Source organism: Microbulbifer mixtoriginis (SeqCode), from assembly GCF_052467705.1.
In genome coordinates this window covers 2401048-2420736 of record NZ_CP174322.1, presented here as the reverse complement: position 1 = coordinate 2420736, position 19689 = coordinate 2401048, and the positions used below count along the sequence as shown (strand labels likewise).

14 protein-coding genes and 1 pseudogene are annotated in these 19689 nt (G+C 46.8%); 4 read left to right on the top strand and 11 right to left on the bottom strand.

The features are described 5' to 3' along the window. The first annotated feature begins 84 nt into the window (after positions 1-84). Both ACJJIB_RS10765 and ACJJIB_RS10760 read left to right on the top strand, forming a co-directional pair. Positions 85-2325, top strand: a pseudogene (locus ACJJIB_RS10765) (ribonucleoside triphosphate reductase). A gap of 2 nt (positions 2326-2327) precedes the next feature. Next, positions 2328-2954 (top strand): anaerobic ribonucleoside-triphosphate reductase activating protein, encoded by a 627-nt coding sequence (locus tag ACJJIB_RS10760; protein WP_444886042.1) that lies wholly within the window; start codon positions 2328-2330, stop codon positions 2952-2954. Positions 2955-3094: 140 nt separating this feature from the next. On the opposite strand, the gene ACJJIB_RS10755 is transcribed toward ACJJIB_RS10760, so the two are convergent. Next, positions 3095-3868, bottom strand: a complete 774-nt coding sequence (locus tag ACJJIB_RS10755) for an FMN-dependent NADH-azoreductase (RefSeq protein WP_444888886.1) — start codon at positions 3866-3868, stop codon at positions 3095-3097. A gap of 121 nt (positions 3869-3989) precedes the next feature. Here ACJJIB_RS10755 and ACJJIB_RS10750 point away from each other — a divergent pair, with 121 nt between their 5' ends. After that, positions 3990-4865: a LysR family transcriptional regulator gene (locus tag ACJJIB_RS10750; RefSeq protein ID WP_444888885.1), complete on the top strand. Its 876-nt coding sequence runs from the start codon at positions 3990-3992 to the stop codon at positions 4863-4865. Positions 4866-4958: 93 nt separating this feature from the next. On the opposite strand, the gene ACJJIB_RS10745 is transcribed toward ACJJIB_RS10750, so the two are convergent. The 4 genes from ACJJIB_RS10745 to ACJJIB_RS10730 form a co-directional block, all read right to left on the bottom strand. Next, positions 4959-5168, bottom strand: coding sequence for a cold-shock protein (locus ACJJIB_RS10745; RefSeq protein WP_020412807.1), 210 nt, complete (start codon positions 5166-5168; stop codon positions 4959-4961). Positions 5169-5483: 315 nt separating this feature from the next. Further along, complete coding sequence (locus ACJJIB_RS10740) at positions 5484-6311, bottom strand: SDR family NAD(P)-dependent oxidoreductase (protein WP_444888884.1); 828 nt, start codon at positions 6309-6311, stop codon at positions 5484-5486. Position 6312: 1 nt separating this feature from the next. Beyond that, complete coding sequence (locus tag ACJJIB_RS10735) at positions 6313-7281, bottom strand: SDR family oxidoreductase (RefSeq protein WP_444888883.1); 969 nt, start codon at positions 7279-7281, stop codon at positions 6313-6315. A gap of 13 nt (positions 7282-7294) precedes the next feature. Beyond that, a complete protein-coding gene (locus ACJJIB_RS10730) occupies positions 7295-8638 on the bottom strand; it encodes a flavin-containing monooxygenase (RefSeq protein ID WP_444888882.1) in 1344 nt (447 codons plus the stop codon). 117 nt (positions 8639-8755) lie between these two features. On the opposite strand from ACJJIB_RS10730, the gene ACJJIB_RS10725 reads away from it, so the two are divergent. Then, a complete protein-coding gene (locus tag ACJJIB_RS10725) occupies positions 8756-9757 on the top strand; it encodes an AraC family transcriptional regulator (RefSeq protein ID WP_444888881.1) in 1002 nt (333 codons plus the stop codon). A 106-nt stretch (positions 9758-9863) separates the two neighbouring features. On the opposite strand, the gene ACJJIB_RS10720 is transcribed toward ACJJIB_RS10725, so the two are convergent. From ACJJIB_RS10720 to ACJJIB_RS10695, 6 genes are all read right to left on the bottom strand, one after another. Next, entirely contained in the window at positions 9864-10187 is a 324-nt protein-coding gene (locus tag ACJJIB_RS10720; RefSeq protein WP_444888880.1) for a hypothetical protein, read from the bottom strand. A 94-nt stretch (positions 10188-10281) separates the two neighbouring features. Next, positions 10282-10599, bottom strand: a complete 318-nt coding sequence (locus ACJJIB_RS10715; protein WP_444888879.1) for a hypothetical protein — start codon at positions 10597-10599, stop codon at positions 10282-10284. A 119-nt stretch (positions 10600-10718) separates the two neighbouring features. Continuing rightward, positions 10719-11048, bottom strand: coding sequence for a hypothetical protein (locus ACJJIB_RS10710; RefSeq protein ID WP_444888878.1), 330 nt, complete (start codon positions 11046-11048; stop codon positions 10719-10721). 105 nt (positions 11049-11153) lie between these two features. After that, positions 11154-11483, bottom strand: a complete 330-nt coding sequence (locus ACJJIB_RS10705) for a hypothetical protein (RefSeq protein ID WP_444888877.1) — start codon at positions 11481-11483, stop codon at positions 11154-11156. A gap of 177 nt (positions 11484-11660) precedes the next feature. Then, on the bottom strand, positions 11661-12020 hold the full coding sequence (locus ACJJIB_RS10700; protein ID WP_444888876.1) for a hypothetical protein: 360 nt from the start codon (positions 12018-12020) through the stop codon (positions 11661-11663). Continuing rightward, complete coding sequence (locus ACJJIB_RS10695) at positions 12013-19152, bottom strand: FG-GAP-like repeat-containing protein (protein WP_444888875.1); 7140 nt, start codon at positions 19150-19152, stop codon at positions 12013-12015. Before ACJJIB_RS10695 ends, ACJJIB_RS10700 begins: the two co-directional genes overlap by 8 nt. Positions 19153-19689: the final 537 nt, after the last annotated feature.

Here is a 19689-nt window from a genome sequence, read left to right as displayed (position 1 = left end):
GTAGACACCATATATAGTGATCCAGATCAAGCGCTCCTCTCTTGCACTTCTATAACCTTCCCTCAAATCTGTGAAGGAAAGCCCATGACCAGTACCTCTACCCCAGAAATTGACAGTGCGTTATCTCCTACTCAAAACCTAAGCAGTTTTCTGGTGCGAAAGCGGGATGGTCGCGCTGTGGCCTTTGATTCTCAACGAATTACTTCGGCGTTGATACGCGCAGGACAAGTAACTGGTGAATTTGGTGAAGATGAAGTTGATTGGCTAACCCAGGGCATCTTGAAGGTGATTAATCATCGCTTTGATGCTGTGACACCAGTCGATATTGAGGAAATCCAAAATATCGCCGAGCAAATATTAATCAATTGCGATTATATAGATACTGCTCGGGCCTATATCGCCTATCGTGAGCGACATGCGCGCATACGCAATGACCGACAAACTCTGGTAGATGTTGGGGCTTCCATTGAAGAATATCTGGAGCAGGCGGACTGGCGTGTCGCTGCCAATGCCAACCAGGGCTACTCCCTCGGCGGCCTGATTTTAAATAGTGCCGGTAAAATGATTGCCAATTACTGGCTAAATCATGTCTATTCCCCGGAGATTGGTGCAGCCCACCGGGATGGCGATTTACACATCCATGACCTGGATATGTTGGCCGGCTATTGCGCAGGCTGGTCACTTCGCACCCTGCTGCACGAGGGGTTGAATGGGGTTCCCGGCAAAGTGGAGTCTGCACCGCCCGCCCACTTGACCAGTGCAGTTGGGCAGATCGTTAACTTTCTTGGCACATTGCAAAACGAATGGGCTGGAGCCCAGGCATTTAGCTCCTTCGATACTTATCTCGCACCCTTTGTACGCAAGGATCAGCTGGATTACGCCAGTGTGCGCCAGTGTATGCAAGAGCTGATTTTTAACCTGAACGTGCCATCCCGCTGGGGCACCCAGACCCCCTTTACCAACCTCACTTTCGATTGGGTTTGTCCTCAAGACTTGCGAGAGCAGGTGCCGGTGATTGCCGGCAAAGAAATGCCATTCACTTATGGTGACCTGCAGGTGGAAATGGACCTGATAAACCGCGCCTATATTGAGGTGATGAGCGAGGGGGACGCGCGCGGCAGGGTCTTTACTTTCCCAATTCCAACTTACAATATCAGTGAGGACTTTCCCTGGGAGAGCGAGAATGCGGAGCGGCTATTTGCCATGACAGCCCGCTATGGACTGCCCTACTTCCAAAACTTTATTAACTCAGATCTCAGTCCAAACATGGTGCGCTCCATGTGCTGTCGCCTACAGTTGGACCTGCGAGAGCTACTTAAACGGGGCAATGGATTATTCGGCTCCGCCGAACAAACCGGCTCGCTCGGTGTAGTAACGATCAACTGTGCACGCCTGGGCTATTTGTATAAGGGGGACTGGGACCTCCTGCTCGCCCAGTTAGATAAACTACTGCTACTTGCACGGGATTCCCTGGAAGTGAAACGTAAAGTGATTCAGCGGCATATGGATGCCGGCCTGTTTCCCTATACACGTCGCTATCTTGGCACTTTGCGTAATCATTTCTCCACCATTGGCGTTAATGGCATTAATGAAATGCTACGAAACTTTAGCGAAGACCGTGAAAGTATCGTCACAGAGCCTGGTAAACAACTGGCCGAGCAGTTGCTCGACCATATTCGTTTGCGAATGACAGAGTTCCAGGAACAAACCGGCCACCTCTATAATCTCGAAGCAACACCCGCTGAGGGAACTACTTACCGTTTTGCCCGCGAAGACCAAAAGCGCTATGAGGATATTATTCAGGCTGGCAGCACGGAAGCACCTTACTATACCAACTCATCCCAGCTACCAGTCGGCTTTACCGATGACCCTTTCGAAGCGTTGGCCCGGCAGGAATCCCTACAATCCCGTTATACGGGCGGCACTGTGCTGCACCTATACCTGGGTGAACAACTGCCAGATGCCGATAGCTGCCGCCGCTTATTACAGCGCGCCCTGAAAAATTATCGGCTGCCCTATATCACAGTAACTCCCAGCTTTTCTATATGCCCAGTACACGGCTACCTGAGCGGCGAACACGAATTCTGTCCCCGCTGCGATGAGGCTCTGCTCGCTCGTGAGCAATCTTGCTGCAGCGATTAAAACCAACCACCAAAGAGAGACATCATGAATAAACCAACCTCACCACTCAAAAATGAAAACCGTACCCGCTGTGAAGTCTGGAGTCGGGTGATGGGCTATCACCGCCCTGTCTCCTTCTGGAATCCAGGCAAACAATCGGAACACAGGGAGCGCCGCTTTTTTGTTGCAGGTAATGGCAAATAGCTATGGCTGAAAAGCTGCGCATTGGCGGTTTTACACCATTTACCGCTATCGACTTCCCTGGTGAATTGGCCGCGGTGGTCTTTTGCCAGGGGTGCCCCTGGCGTTGCCGCTACTGCCATAATGGTGATCTGTTGCCGGCCCGCGCGCCCAGTGCCTACGACTGGGACCAGATATTGGGGTTCCTCGCCAGCCGGCAAGGACTGCTGGATGCGGTGGTATTTTCTGGCGGAGAGCCAACTGCCCAGGGGGCACTGGAAGCAGCCATTGCCCAAGCCCGAAGCCTGGGGTTTAAGATAGGTTTACATACCGCCGGGATCTACCCTCGAAAACTGAGTCGCTTGATCCCCAGTTTGGACTGGGTTGGGCTCGATATAAAAGCGTTGCCGGAAAATTACCCTGCCATTACTGGGGTGGATGGTAGCGGTACAGCTCCCTGGCAATGTGTAGAGCTACTCGTCGAGGCGGGAACAGCAATGCAAGTACGCCTTACCAGACATCCTCACCTCACCAGTGATGAGGAGCTAGCTCAAATTCAGGAGAAGCTTCACAACAGTGGCGTTCATCATTTAGAGGTGCAACGCTGTAATACTGAGCAAGCGATTGACCAAACCCTGAAGTTTATTTCATAGAGCTAAAAAACTTGGGGGACGAAATAGAATCGATGGTCGGCCAAGGACATCTTCTTTTTATGACTCTTCTGATGGCGGGCTTAAAGGTCAGTAAAGAGGCCTTGCTTGGCCTCTTCCCGATAGGACCCAGCGCCAGCAGTTCAATCTTGTATTTGAGCAATACTTTGCTTTCTTAGGGCGAGCGCTTTGGGCTGCGTTGAATGAGAGTGAGTAAGTTGACTTTTGAGTTTAGTCGCAAGCTCTTCGGCCAATGACTGACTTTGCAACAAGGCCTGGTTTACCGAATTTCGATGCCGCTCATCCTCAAACTCCTGATATTCAACGTTGATCTCATGGACTTGATCGACCCCCAGGTAATGGCTCAATGTCCTGATATGAGGACCCAAGTGATTCATGTTCTCGCGTATTCCCCCCTCTGCAAAGCCAAACTCTCCGGCAGAAGTAATTAGCACCAGAACCTTCCCCGACATAATGGGCACAAGTGGATAGTCTCCACGGGCCAAGTCAAAGGTGAAGGTCTTGTTAATACGTATCACCTGGTCGAACCAGGCTTTTAAAGCCGCCGGCATACCGTAGTTATACATTGGGGAGGACATTACTATGACATCCGCCTGGTCGAGTTCATTGATCAAAGTATCCGATAATGTAACCAACGATTTTTGCTCTTCACTGCGCTGATCTTCTGGAGTGAATACAGAGGCAATCCAGTCCTGGGTAATGAATCCTGGCGGGGTCTGGCCAACATCCCTATAGATGAGTTTATCTTTTGGTCTTAGCCCAAGCCAACGCTTCACAAAACTTGCGGCAACGGCCTTGGAGATAGAGGAGTGTTTTGGTATGTCCCTATACTCCTCCGGCACCTGAATAGCCCCAAAAATCTGGGCGCTGGCTTCAATATGAAGAAGGGTTTTCATCTACTAGACCTCGGAAAATTCATCATTTGGTCCAGCGATAGTGCAGCCTACAAGCACTCTTGACAAATGAGATATTCTTCCTTACAGATGAATTAATTTCATCTATAAGGAAGAGTAGTCCATGTATCCAAACCTACCCTCCCTCAATTCCTTAAAGGTTTTTGATGCGGCTGCGAGGCTCGGTAGCTTCAAGAAAGCTGCGGAGGAACTCTTTATTACCCCTACAGCAGTATCCCATCAGATAAAAAGCCTGGAAGAAACGCTAGGCAGCCAGCTGTTTGAGCGTAAAACCCGCGCAATACAATTAACAGAAGAAGGAAGGCTACTCGCAGAAACAACTTCACGAGCCTTTCAGCAACTTGCCGCAGCAATAGGTGAAATCGCTAACTCAAATCGTGTGATTGCTGTCAGTACAACTTCATCTTTTGCGGCTCTGTGGCTGGTTCCCCACCTGGAGCGCTTTTATCAGAAGCATCCTGGTATCGAGATATCCATTTCGACCGGTGAACAGATAGATGATATTGAGCGCGACCGACACATTGATGTAGCTATTCGCTACGGTGAATTTGATCCAAAAGCCAAAAATAGTACAAGGCTTATTACTGAATCAGTGGGTATGTATGCTACGCGGAACTACTTAGCAAACATAACCGACCTCGAGCAGGCGCAGCTATTAGAAACCAAATGGATCAACCAATCTTTAACCCCATTCAGTTGGAAATCCTTACTTGGCGACTTCAATAAAAACCTTACCATTCGTCAATATGATCAGGAGTATCATGTCATACAAGCCGCATTGGCTAGCCAGGGGATTGCTTTAGTCAGTTCCCTACTAATTCAGAATGCCTTACAGAACAGATGGTTGTTGCCGTATAAAAGCACAGCTATAAAGCAAAAGGCTGAAGGGCTTTCATATTACGCAGTAATCCCAGGCCGTAATATAAATAACAAGCAGGTTAGTGTGTTTCTTGATTGGCTACTTGAAGAAATAGAATAAACTATATATACAATTTATACGATATCGCCCTTACGAGCAAAACTCGAAAGGGCGATAAACAAGCCATCACTAAAAAGCAATAAGACTTAAAAATTAAAGGCAAATAATATTTTCTGCCTGAGGGCCCTTGGCACCCTGGGTCACTGTAAATTCTACAGCTTGCCCTTCCTGCAATGTTTTAAAGCCACTGCTGGCAATATTGCTGAAGTGTGCAAAAACATCGGGGCCGGATTTTTGTGCAATAAAACCAAAACCCTTGGCTTCATCAAACCACTTAACAGTACCAGTCGTTGTGTTAGACATAATAAATATCCTGAGAAAATAAATTGATCATAGTTGACCTGTTGGTCGAGCGGGCAAAAACTGAGAATTTAAAAGAGACAGAACGAAGGATTATGACTAAAACTACGAGTTGAACTAAAATAAAAACTGGGCGTTTATACCAGCTATCAGGATAGTAGCACCTAAAGCTAACTCTTGTCTATAAAAATAGAAATTAAGGGAAGGAATGAAGCAGATAACTCAATAGCTGTATTATAAATGGCCTACTTTAAAGATTTTCCTCCTAAGCTATAGTTCACTCAGCGTCCTAGAGTGCTCCCACTAGGGAGTTGTACCTTAGGGAGTGGTACCTAGCTCCATACGAAAGCGCCTTCTTAACTGTTTGAGAAAGGTCGTCGGGGCCAGCCTGTACAAGTAGGCTCCAATCAGGCTTATATCTTTTGGAAACCAACGCTCCCTGCCCTTTTCCAATGCCGTCAAAATCTGATTGGCCATCCACTCAGGGCTACGCACCGCTCCCACGGTGCTCCTTTGGTGCCTGGCCTGCCCACCATCTCCAGCTAGAGCGTTTTGCTCAATCGCTGTAGCCAGGAAACTTGGGTAAACCATTAATACACTAACTCCATCGTTCCGCACTTCCTCACGGAACACCTCAAAATACTGGTGCAATGCACTCTTGGCTGCACAATAGCCCGCGCGCCCCAATACCGGCATCCATCCAGCCATTGAACTGATATTTACCACACAGCCAGAGGCCGCTTTTAGCCCCGCAAACAAGCCTTGAGTAAGCTCTACCGGTGCATGGTAATTCACCACCATCACCTTGCGAATAACCGCGCTGGACGTTTGTGAAGAGAGACTTCGATGCGTAATGCCGGCATTGTTTACCAACAGGTCAACTCTCAAGTACTCATTCCGTAAGGATTCAACCAGCTCCTCTACGGCCAAATAATTTGATAGATCAACGGTATATATTCTGACCCGAACATCGAGAGCCCTAAGCTGGGCCTCTCTTTGGCGAAGTTTTTCGGTGGAAATATCGACCAGAACAAATTCAGCTCTATATTTTTTTGCAAGGCACAGGGTAATCGCCCAACCCAAGCCTTCGGCAGCCCCTGTAATCACAAAAGTCTTCTGTAAATTTTCCGACTGACTTGTGACCATTTCAACTTTCCTCCACAAGCAAGGGCGATTTACTGGAGAGCGCTACCATACCGAGAGATTTTTCTGCAAACAGGCGGAAGACTTCTCTGGAAGTCTTCTCCGGTATAAAGCCCAACTCTTCTTTCAAGCGGCGGTTATCCAATACCGGTCTGTATTGCAAAAAGGCTACATGGTCTGGGTGGGTATCTGTTAAGTGGAGGCTGTAACCCAGCCAGAGAACCGCTTTTATCAGCCAGACTGGTGGCCTTACCAGTGGCTTATACAGAGTCTGAGCTATTTCCCTGGGGCTAAGACTGCCATCACCGGTTAGATTGAATATGCCACTCGCCCCAGTACTCACACCAAACGTAAGTGCGCGGATCACATCCTGGTCCCAGATAAAAACAAAGGGGGAATTGTGCCCACCGGGATCCAGAAGTACTTTTCGGCTAAAAAGTGCGCTGATTTTGTTATTGGTCTTTGCACCCAACACAGAAGACACGCGAAAAACCAGCTGTTTGAGATACGGATACCGCTCACGGTATTCTGCCAGCAACTCCTCTACTTTACGCTTGTTATTGGAGTAGCCAAATTCAGGATTCCCCCTCAAGGGATGATGCTCTTCGAGCCTGGGTGGATTATCCGGATAATAACCATAGGCGGCGCCGCTACTTGTCACAGTGATATGTTCAACCCCAGCGTAGAGACAGGCCTCTAATATATTCCTTGTGCCTTCCACATCTATACGGTATTCAGCGGCATGATCACGACCCGCAGCCATTACCGACGCTAGATGAATCACATGGGTTATAGATTCCGCCTGAATAAACTGGCCAAGGTCTTTATCGCAAATATCCCGCGCCAGAATGGGAAAACTCGCGGCTCTAGTTCGAATATCCACCCCGATCACAGGGAAAGTCTTACTCAATTGCTCCCCAAGCTGATGACCGATATATCCCGCCGCCCCGGTAATTAAAACCCGTTTGTTCATTCTGAGGCTCCTGTCAGGAAGTCGCTTCTGATCTATTTGTATGAAAAACCTCCTTTCGCGGTAGCAGGTCTTTTTGTAAATCTGCCTTATGCGTTCTGAGTGCCTTTAAATAGGCCTCTTTATGTACGTAATACGCCATGCGCTCAAGATCCAGATAACGCATACCGCCGTTTACACGATTTGCCGATCTCTGCTGGATGATTTTCCTAAATCTATTAGCAGACGGTGCACCAGAAATTAGCTGGCGAATATAAAGGGCAACAAGCTCTGCTTGCTTGTTACGCCCTTCCCATCCCAATCCAGCCGCCTCCACCATACCCATCATAAATAGGTTATCGGATTCAGGATGAAATACATTCAGATACAGGCTCGGTGCATAACCACTCCAGTTCAGTTCACTGCTATCGATAAACGGATAGTGCAACTTGTAACCGGTGGCCTGTACGATCAGGTCATATTCTCCACATCCACCCTCTGAGAACTTCACCTTATTCCCATGCACCGATTTGATATCAGACCTGGGGTTGATATCGCCATGGCCAATATGATACAGCAATAAGGAGTTGACTACCGGGTGGGATTCAAAGAGTCGGTAATTGGGCTCTGGCAAACCATATTGAGATGGGCTGCCTAAAGAAAATTTGACCAGCGCTTTTGTAAGGCGCCGCTTAACAAAGAGCGGTAACCGAAGCTTGCCGCCCAGCTGATCGATAGGCTTACCGGCTATGTACTTCGGCAGAAAGTAATAGCCTCGGCGCAGGCTGATATCAACGCTTTTCGCTTTATGGACTGCGTCTACAGCAATATCGGCTCCACTGTTGCCACAACCAATCAACAGGACTCTTTTTCCAGCAAAGATTTCAGAGGACTGGTATTGTGCAGAATGTAACAACTCCCCGCTAAATTGGCCTGGAAGTGCGGGTTGATTGGGGTGGTGCAAAGTGCCGCTGGCAATGAGTAATCCGCTAAACTCCCGAGTTCTTTCCTGCCACTTTCTACGAGTGGTAATCAGCCAGTTTTCTCCACTGCGCTCGCATCTCAAAACTTCTGTATCGAACTCGTAATGGCCGTAAAGGCCAAATTCTCTCGCATAGGAGCAAAAGTAATCCCGCATCTCCCGATGGCTTGGGTAGTCAGCAACACTCTCCCCCATCGGAAACTCAGCGAATTCAGTCATTTTCTTGGAGGAAATAAGGTGGGCCGACTCATACATAGTGCTGGTGGGGTTATCAATATCCCATAAGCCACCCACATCACCGTGCAACTCAAAGCCGATACAGGGAATACCATGCTTGAGTAAATTTCGAACGGTGCAAAGCCCCATAGGGCCGGCACCAATTACGGCGTAAGGTTTCACGGTAGTTGCCCCTCCCTGATGACTTGTTTAAGAGATGTGTCAGAAGGAATATATCGTGACAAACACCCTAAGGATCGTCATTATCGGGCAGGTACTGGTTATTTTGGGACATTCATAATGGATTTGACCGACACCAGAAGCGTTAATCTGAGCTATACCAAAGCTTTACTAGAGGCTCTAGCCAGCATGGATCTCCCTATACCGGGGGAAACCAATAAAATCCTGTCCCAAATACACCAGAAGGAACGCATCTCTATTCATCTGCAGGAGCGGCTGTGGGAGTCGGTAATCAATAGCTACCCCGACACTCTACTGGGTATTAAGCTCGGGCTTGCCATGCAGGCCAACCAAATCGGCCTAGTGGGTTACCTGCTGATGACGCAAAAAGATTTGGGAGAGGCGATAGAGCAATTGATTAGTTACCACCCACTGCTGGGCGAAGGTGGGCACTTTGAACTGCGACGCGATGCATTCTCGGTAAACCTCTGCTATCACCCCAACTTCCTGAATTTTGCGCAAATCCGAGTAGAAACGGTGCTCGCTGCTTGTATTGCGCAAACCCGAATTTTAACTGGCGGGAAGTTTCAGCCCCTTAAACTACTACTCGCTTACCCTGCGCCTAGCCTTGCCCTGCAGCAACGCTATCAGGCACTGTTACAAATACCCGTAGAGTTCAATGCAGAGGTGTCGGCAATCCAATTTCCCACTAAAGATCTGTCGCTGCCATTAATCGCCGCAGATAAAGAAGTGGAGGCCTGCTTAAAGCCAAAGGCAGAAGCCCTCCTACAGGCGCTTACAAAGAAATCCCTGTACCGGAAAGTAACCCTATTGCTGCAGCAAGCTCCAAACTTAACACGTGAGCAAGTCGCACAGCGCCTTTGCCTTAGCCCAAGGCACCTAGCGCGAAAATTACAAGAAGAACAGCTTAGCTTCCGTGTATTACAGGATGAGGTACGCAGCTATTATGCAAAGCAGTGGTTAAGAGAGGGGGAAAAAACCAACCTGGAAATCGCTGTAGCGCTTGGGTACACGGATGAGAGTGCGTTTGGAAAAGCTTTTAAACGTTGGGGTGGAGTAACGCCTAGCGCTTATAGGGAAAGCCACATTATAAATTCTTGATAAACTTGATCGGGCCATTAGAATTCATTGACTTACCTATCTTATAGGCAGCTGGCAACAGAGCTAGTCTTTACCACTGCCTTTGCATCTATCATTACCACAAACCTTAAACGTCTTCGGACACTCTAATAGAGACAGCATTCATATCGCTGCCATCACAGCCTTTCACCCTAAGGGTCACCTTCGAGTTGGTGTGATAAGCGGAAAGTGCTATGGAGAGAATATGATCAAACATTGGGTTAGTTAAACTGACCTTCAATCTTGCAGAAGCACAGTCTTCCACTATGACATTTTCATTAGACTCGATATAGAGCTCGGCCAAGCCCCAACCTATCCCAACACTTTTAATGGTGATTGGAGGCGTAGTTGTATCCGCCATAGCAACTTGAGAAATCAAAAACAACAAAAAAACGCAAATAAATTTTTTCACAAAAACTTCCGACACTATCATTCGACTCAACAACAAATCCTAACCACACAAGATTCTATTTAACCCACACCCATAAGCCTTAGGACTTAAAGGATTAATCTGTAATCTTGATCGCCACTGCATTCATATCGGTTCCATCACAGCCTTTCACCCTAAGGGTTACTTTCGATTTGGTATGGTAAGCGGAGAGTGCTATAGAGAGGATATGGTTAAACATAGGGTTAGTTGAACTTACCTTCAACCTTACATTTGAACAATCTTCCACAATGACATTTTCATTGGACTCAATAAAAAGGTCACTTGATCCCCAGCCGGTACCAATAGCTTTAATAGTAATTAACGGAGTGGAAGTATCCGCCAAAGAAGCCTGAGCAACAAAAGACAATAAAAAGACACAAATAATTTTTTTCATAAATAACCCTTAGGGCTCCCCATCAAAAACATGAAAGCAAAACCCAACATGAAGATGGCTGATACTTTTCCACCACCACTAACAAAAGACAGCCCACTGCAGGCAGGGGAATCTATCTATTACTCCACCTCAATGAATGCCAGCGTACAACGCTGCGGCGCAGTAGAACCAACATAATTCACCCATACTTTAACCCTTCTCTCTGACATCTGGGCAGCGGTCACCAAAGATAGAGTCATTTTTCGCATATCGGGATCTTCCAGCTTGCCCACACTAATTTTATCGCCATAGCAGCCTGCCGAAGAGGGCATACGATAAATGACAAAATCTCCATTGGATGACACTCTAACCCAAGGGGTACCATCAGAATAAAAAGGGCCTTCCGCTGCTGATGCATAAACGCTTAAGAAGAAAAACCCCAAAAATAAAATTCTATATATGCTTTTCATTGACAACTCCCATAAACCAAAAAAAGAGTAATTACTTAGAATCTAGAACCAGACTTTATTCGCAGACATAAACCAGCCCCCATAACGGCATGCACTAGCATACAATCAATTAATCTCTATAAATGCTAATTTACAGCGCTGAGGCGTAGTGGAATCATATTTTTCCACCCACATTTTAACGTTTCTGTTAGACATTTGTGCAGCAAGCACTAAAGACATAACCATACCTTTCATCTCCGGGTCCTCTGTATTGACAACACTGACTTTATCGTCAAAACAGCTAGCGGCAGTAGGCATAGGGTAAATTGCAAAAGTACCATTAGATGCCAGCCTAGCCCAAGGAGTGCCATCAGAAATAAATGGACCTTCATAGGCGACAGCCGAAACACTTAAAAAAAGTATTCCCAAAATCAAATATTTATTTAACCCACTCACTATTAACACCTTACACCATCACTTAAACAGTAAAATCACCTAGCACCCAATAAAACCTCAGGGCAAAATCCATATTTGAAAAGTATGAGAACGTATCAACAACACAAATACGCCTCTAAAAACCACTAAGAAATGATTTCATGGCGATTCCGTACCCCACCCCAAGCACACCCCCATCTAGCCCCCTTGAGAAACCATCCTCTCAATAAGCAAAACAACAATTAATGGAAAAAATGAAACCACAACAAACCACTCCCTCCCTGTAAGCCCGCCAAATCCATCCCTCAAGAATTGATATAAAATAATTGAAATAGCAGCAGAAAATATAAACCCATATTTCATAGATCTTTTCTTAAACTCATATACACCAAGTATATCGTACACCTTAAGCCCTAAAATCAGAGCAAAAGAGATAAATACTGCTCGAAAAAATATATCAACTTCAAATCCCACCAACCCTACAACCCAAGCAGGAACGAGGGCCAAAGCAGTACTGAAAATTAAAATAATTTCCCGGACTTTTCTTTCATTATTCAACTGGAACCTTCCCCGCCGCCTCACCAACAGCTGCATTAAACCAAATAATAGGCTTGATTGGCGCTGGCGCACCCTGATGGGCCATTGCTGTAAAAATTTCCCTAGTAACACTTACACCAAAGCGATACCCATTCCCCACAGAAGGGGCAGTAGCAAAATCATAAGTGGATTTTCCCAGCTGAGCATAACCATAATAATTTAATGCAGTAGTACAGGCTGAGAAAAAACCACCACAGAGAATACCTGCGCCACCAATAGCAATCTTTCGCTGATCTCGATAAAAGTGATGATTAAATGCTCCCCAAGCAACTTCACTGGAAGTTATTGAAGAGGAAGTGAGCCCCAATCTGGTATACCTGAAACCAATCTCAGTCCGCGCTAACGCAAGTGAACTCTGATTTACAGATAAGTCCCCATTCAAAGAACTCAGGTGGTCATCGACCAATTGGTAATCTTCCACCGTTTCAAGTTGACTGTAATCAACCTCCACACCGCCCTCAGTAAATCCAGGACGATTCCGACTTCCGGAGACTGCGGCAGCAATAACAGCCTGGAACGCAGTAGTCACCGCTCCATTTGCAAACTTACCACCTGTTAATTTGGTAACTGTGCCACCAACTACTGCACCAACAACAAATTTCCCAGCACTATTACCAATATTCCCTACTAATGGGCCGGCAGCAGTAGATACTCCAGCTGAAACAAAACCATGCCCAAATTTTCCACCCTGTAAAACATTCATTGTGCCGCTCACTAACCCAGTATAGAAAGCTGCTTCACCCAAGGAAATGGCACCTGCCTCATAACCTGCACCAATTTCTCCAAATGCGTAGGCCGAAACATAAGCTATAGCTCCTGCTTTAAATGCATCCCCCCAAGATGCTCCATGTCCTTTAGCAGATGCCGCTGCGTAGGCAGCACAACCCGCTGGGCCACCATAATAACAAGCAGCAGCTTGGGCAACAGCATTAAGAATTGAGCTCTCAGTAATACCTAAGATGTCATCAAATACCTCGGAGAAAAATCCGTAACCACTTGGATCAACGCCGCTAAGGGGACTATTTTTCCCGTAACTATACCGGTTATAACCTTGGGTATTTAGCTCACCATCAATAATGAGGTCCGCCTGCATAAAGCGCCCCAAACGCGGATCGTAGATACGGCCATTCATATGAATCAGCCCCACCTCATCCAGCATTTCATGGCCGGTGTAACCACGGGTGGTACGGCTGTGATCGAAGTTTGAAAGTGCAGTCAGGGATAACGCATTCCAATTGGCACTGTTGCGGCGCTGCCCCCAGGCATCGAAGGACATTTCCTGCACCACCTTACCGGTTTTATCGGTAATCAGGTCCATGGAACCCAGGTGGTCCTTGTAGAGGAACAGCTTATCGGTCGAGAGTACCTTGAATTCCTTGTCAGTTTTTACGGTATAGACCGCCGTACCCACCAGGTGACGCTTCCACTCAATCTCATTGGGCTTGCTGGACTTCTGGATACGCTCGATACCGCCGATATACCAGGTCTCTGTCACCTCGCCATTACTGCTATTGGTATCCTTGCGGTAATAGCGACTGTGGCTGGGGCCATAGAGGAACTCAGTGGTGTTATTTCCCTTTTTAATCAGGGAGGCTTTATCGAAGGTGGTGTAGCTAATAGTGCGGCCACCGTCAAAACCATCGGAGGTCATATTGCCATTGAGGTCATAGTTATAGCTAACGCCTCCAGCGGTTGTCACCGCATGGGGGCCGGCGCCATTTTCACCGTAGATATAGTCCCCTACGCCGGCTTTGTAAGTGATATTACCGATGGCGTTGTAGCGGATATCCTGTTCAGACGTACTTAGTCCAGTACAGTTGACGTTGCTGCTACCTATGTGGGTTTTAATCAAACGGTTGAGCTTGTCATAGCAGAAGCTCTCACGCAGATCCTTGCTTCCGCTCTGGTTGTGACGGCTGGTGAGATTGCCGAGGGTATCCCACTGGTAGCTGATGTTTTGAATACCAAAGGTTCCCAATACCGTAGAGGTCTGGCTTGTTAGGCGGCCACTGGCAGCTTCGTAAGTAAAATTAGACGTTGCGCCGTTACCCAATAGCTGCTCTTTCAGTTGGCCGCGAGCAGTCTGGGCTTTCACCTCTTGAATCAGGTCCCCTGTGGCCAGATCTACCACCTTGTAGAGGTATCCATAGGCATTGTAGAAATTCTGAGTACCAGACTTATTGTCATCAAGCATTTTGGCTAAAGCATCGTAGTTGTATTCAACACGGCCATGGCCATCAAATTTTGTAGTGGTGATATAAGAAGGTTGCGCACCAGCCCCATCAAAATCCACCGCCTGGATATGATTTCGGCCTACCTGGTCATACTGATACAAGGCCTCATAACCGGAGACACTGTCCGTTATCATTTCCACTTGGCCTAAACCATTAGTGGCAGTGTCATACAACCAGATAACATCGCTAGTGGGGGCACTAGCGCCTTTAGACTTTTCGATACGCGTGGACTGTCTGCCCAATTGGTCGTAGGTTAACTCTACGGTGTGGCCATTTGCATTGGTTTGCTTTTTCAGCTCACCAAAGCCGGTATATTCGTAGTGCCACTCTCCCTTATCGGGATCGTCCATACGGACTTTGCGGCCAAGGTCGTCATATTCGATTGTGACCACAATGGGATAACTAAGACCATCGCCTTCGTCGATATGAGCACCGGAAGCATTGGTTTTACCCCAGGATTTGGCTTTATGCAGATTACCCTGACTGTCATATTCGTAGGTGAGGCGGCCATCGATCGCATCGATGACTTCTACCAACTCACCAGCCACATTTTTGATCTCAGTTTTTTGCTGGCCTTTATCATTGGTGGTGATCGTCTTTAGGCCGCTATAAGTCATACTGGACACAGAGTCATCAGGCGCAGTGACACGGCTTGGGCGGCCGAGCAGGTCATACTCCATTTTGGACCATAGGCGGGTATCACCAGAGAAATAAGGCTCACTGGCAAACTTCACGCGGCCCAGGTTATCGTATTCTTTATCGGTATAGATTTTACTGTTGAAGCCCTTGGTTTCAGTCCGTATAGAGCGCCCCAGTGCGTCGAAGTATTCCCTACTCCAGCTACCGGTACTGCTATGAGTGGTCACCATATATTGTGCACCGGCCGGACAGGCGATAACACAGCGCTCATAGTCCGTCAGTTTATCCGCGCCGGTATTACTCTGACTGATGGTTTCACGGCCGAACTTATCGTAGGCAAACCCGGTTTCCAGCCCATTCATCCCCTTCACTTCCAGCGGTGCGCCAAAGTGATTGCGGGAAACCACCCTTTCGGTTAGGTGATCGAGGGCATTGTAGCTTTCAAACACATAGCGGCCGGAAAGGTCATACACCGTTCTTGCACTACGAGCGGCTTCGCCGGGAGCAGTTACCGTCTTCTTATTAACGTTGCCAAAATTGTCATACTCATAAGCGGTAGTCTGCTTGTATTCTGGCTTATTAGGCTCAATAACCTCGGTTTTTAAAAGGCCGTTGAGCACACCCGATGCATAATAAGTAAAGGCTGATTCGCGGACATGGCTGGGCATACCCGGGCGAGTACTGGTCACCTTTGCTGCAGTTAGGCGACCCTTTTCTTTTTCCCAGACACTGCTGCCATAGGTATTTTCCGTTTTCTTAACAAACTGGTCGCCGGAGATGCCGTCTTTTGTGACAACGTCGATACTGAGCGCATTGCCATAGGCATCGTAGCTGTTTGTGGTGGTAACGCTTTGCAGCAGTTCTCCCTGGGTGCTACCGGCATCCTTCAGGTCAAAAGTTTCTTCCACCGCTTGATAAATATAAGGTTGATAAGGCGGCAGTGGTTTCCCGCTACCATTCCAGCCCTGTAGACGCCAATTGTTGCTCGCCCGGCTTAGCAATTGCCCTTCGGCAGTGCGGGTTTCGGTCTTTAGCGGCATGCCTACAAAGGGGAAGTCCTGGCGGTAGGTGGTTTCCGTCACTACGCCGGTTTGGTTATCGGTAGTGCTGATTTTCTGGAAACCCAACATACCCCGGCCAGCGGCCTGGAGTTTCATCTGATGGTAGTGGTAGGACACTGAACTAAGGGCGGATTGGTCTACAGAACCTGGTGAGGCGGCGGCAGCAGGAGCAGAACTCTCCACCTTAGCAACCAGGTACATGGGACTCAGAATATCCAATACCGGCTTATCTTTACCTAAAGTATGGCTATCCGCAGGTAAATCCCAATCGCCATTGAGTGCGGTATAGAAAGCAGCGCTACTGCCTTCCGTTTCTACATCCAAGCGGGTGTAAATCTCATCGCGCCGCATATTTTGATAAGTGATATTGGTAATATTACCAAGACCATTGTCAATCTTATTAATTACATTGCGCGGAATATTCTTATATTGAGAATCGCGGGTATTATCCAGGCGGGTGTAAACGATACCACTAGAGGCATCATAGCGGTGATAATCGGCCTCTCCATCGCCATTCGTGTCCGCAAACCATATCATGTCATTAGAAGCTATAGTGCCACAATAGGTAGCACTACCTGAGCAGTCAGAGAGATGGTCAAAAGGTCTGCTATCGGAAGAGTCAATAAATTCGCCAGTATTTTGATCAAAGTAGCGAACTTTCACATCATTCCAGGGAGAAGAAACCGGCCAGATAAAATCCTGATAACCATCGTTATTCAGGTCTACAAAAGAGCCCCTACTGCTTCCAAGGTACCCCAGATCCTTAAAGCCTGTGCCAGTGCTGAGCTTGCTATAAAAACTACCGGAATTTCCAGGGTAGGCAATATCCGTGAGGCCATCACTATTAATATCTATCGCAATAGGGCTTTTTGAAGTATTCGTCGTCGAGAGCACACCAATAGAGCGGAACTCCTTTGTCTCTTGATCAAATACCGCAGCTTCAAACCCAGCTGAAGTTGCCACCAGGATATCCATGGCGCCATCACCATTAAAATCCCCCAGGGTATCTGGCACACGTCCGCTAGCCTTCATGCTGGCCGCGCCAGAAATATTCAGTGGATAACTGGTGTATTCATCACTAAATTCATAGTATCGAATAGAGGAAAGCGGTTTGTCCGCAGGCTCCATTAAGCGAACATTAACTTTTGCTCCAGAACTGCTGCTGTAGCTAACAGAAATATAATCTGCCAGGCCATCACCGTTAAAGTCGGCAAAGATTGCATCTTTATTGGTTCTGTGGGTATTAATTGGTCTGGAATCTAATTTCCAGCGCTTGCTCTCGGTATCGTAACGACTCGGGTAGACAAGCCAGACCCCAGCAGGGTAATTATAATTAGAGCGTGGATCATATATGGCCAGATCATGGCGGCCATCACCGTTAATATCCAATACCCGGATAGCGAACCCCTCACCAACATTGGCACCGGTAAAGTATTCAGAAGTAAACACGCCGCCAGTGAAGTTCTGTTTTAAAAAAACTGAGCCATATGAAAGGGCATATTTAACACGAATATCCGTATCGCTGCCGTCATCAGCGTACCCTTCGATCCAAACGATATCCTGCTTACCATCGCCATCAAAATCTGCATATTTATAATCAGATAGAAAACGGTGCTTTGTGGGTGAGAAATCGATAGCTTCTGACTTCTCTCCAAATTGGTACCACGGCGCCTGTAACCATTCGAAGCTGATCGCGGGAAGGCAACTAGAACCTACACATTCCTGTAAGGATGTCAGTAAGGAAGTTCGATCATTATATTTTTCACTGGGCACAAAGGGTAAGACTGGGTTATACCCCAGATTGTACTCACGAATTACTTTACCATTAGAGCTGGAGGTGATTTTATCCAGGCGCTTAGTAGTTTTAAGTTCATAGCCTGCGGTATAGCCTCGAAGGTGCTCAGGGCGATCTTCATAGAAAAATTCTACTTCCGCTTCATAGGAACCCGAACCATAAGCATAGCGGATAGACCGTACTCGGTGCCCTGACTCCGAATCACCTTCATATAAAAACTCGATTGGGTTACCAACACTATCCTCAAAACGACTCTGGGCCCAAGTGAGTACATTGCTCCCTGCAAGCTGCTTAGAATCACTGCTATTACCATAGTAACTGATTGATCCATCTTTGCGCTCCACCTTAAAATAAGACGGCTTACCAAGGCTGCCACCTATTGATGTGACTGTGGCAAAAGAATCCATCTCAGTTTTATATATTGCACCAACTGCGCCATATTGAGATCCACTAACCTGTATTAGGCGCTGACCATCTAAGCAGAATCGATCGGATTCGGTCCAGCTAATAGGCCGAACATTACCATCAATTGATAATGTCTGGCGGCAGCGGGAAACCCCAGAAAGGCCACCGATAGCCCAACCTTTACCAACCAGGCCGTTGCCACCACCACTGCTATAGTTCAGTGAAATTTCTGGTACAACTCCCGCTGTACCTGCGGCAGTTGCGATTGGGAAGGAGTAGGTTGCGGCACCGGATTCATTGACCCGGAATTGACCACCAGAAGCACCAGCCATATTGGGCGATTGGATAGTGACTGGAGTGGAATATTCACCAAAAGCACCGGATTCGTCTGCATGAAAAACAAAGTCCCCCGCAGTGATATCTTCTCTGCCATCTTCATTTTTATCCTGTATCACAATAGAGTCGGCCCCTACACTGGCGAGGATTGCTGCCGCATAAGCTATTGTGTCATCACTGTTATCGGTGGAGAGAGTTTGAATAAGCGCTGGCAAGCCATTTCCCTGTGCATGAATAATCAGAGGCATAGAGGAAAGAAGGAGCAAATCTGTTGCACCGTCACCATTAAAATCGCCAAATAAGGAAAGGTTTTTTTCTAATTTTTGAAGATTGGCAACTTCCAAATCGGTAAGAGTCGTCTCTACCGGATCTTCATAACTTTCCTTGTCCTTGTTTAAGTACAAGACAAAATTAGGTAACTGCGGCATTACCAGAGGGGTAACTATATCTCCATGTAAAAGAACTAATGGGCGATTATACTCAAAGTATAAGTCTTCACGGCCATCATCGTCGATATCACCCTGATAAATGGTATATCCATTTTTTTGAATCCCCGTAGCTGCAACTACTTTAGAAGAGAAAGCGGCACAAAAAGCCAACAGAAAAAACAACGAAATACGCATAAATATCTCTACAAAGACATCAACAGGGATTCAATCTATCAAGGCAAAAAATGGAGACTTATACCTTATAACTACGCTTTAGAAGTATTATTTTCTAACTAAAACCTCTTAAAAATAAGCATCCTCAGGTCACAGCACACCCCTTTAAATACACTGCTCCCGAGGAAGCGCGGAGTATAGAGGTCGCACATTTTTTAAACAAACCAAAAATCTGACTTGAAATTTATTTTGACTTTTCGGTCAATAAAAAACGGGAAGCAATTTCAATAAGATGGCGATAAAGATAAAAACAACCAAATCAACGCAATAAATAGGAAAATAGTTTTAAAAAAAATGCATCAAAATGTGCAAAAAAAGTTCAAATATTTATACAGCCACACTCAAAAAAATCACGACTCATAAACACTAGACAGTCACATTTTTAATAGCCTGCACATCCTGCATCACCCAAACAAGCAACAAGAAACTAAATAATGGGGACAACAGAAAACAGCACACCAATTTAAAATAAGAAAATAAAATTTTTGAAATGGTTAT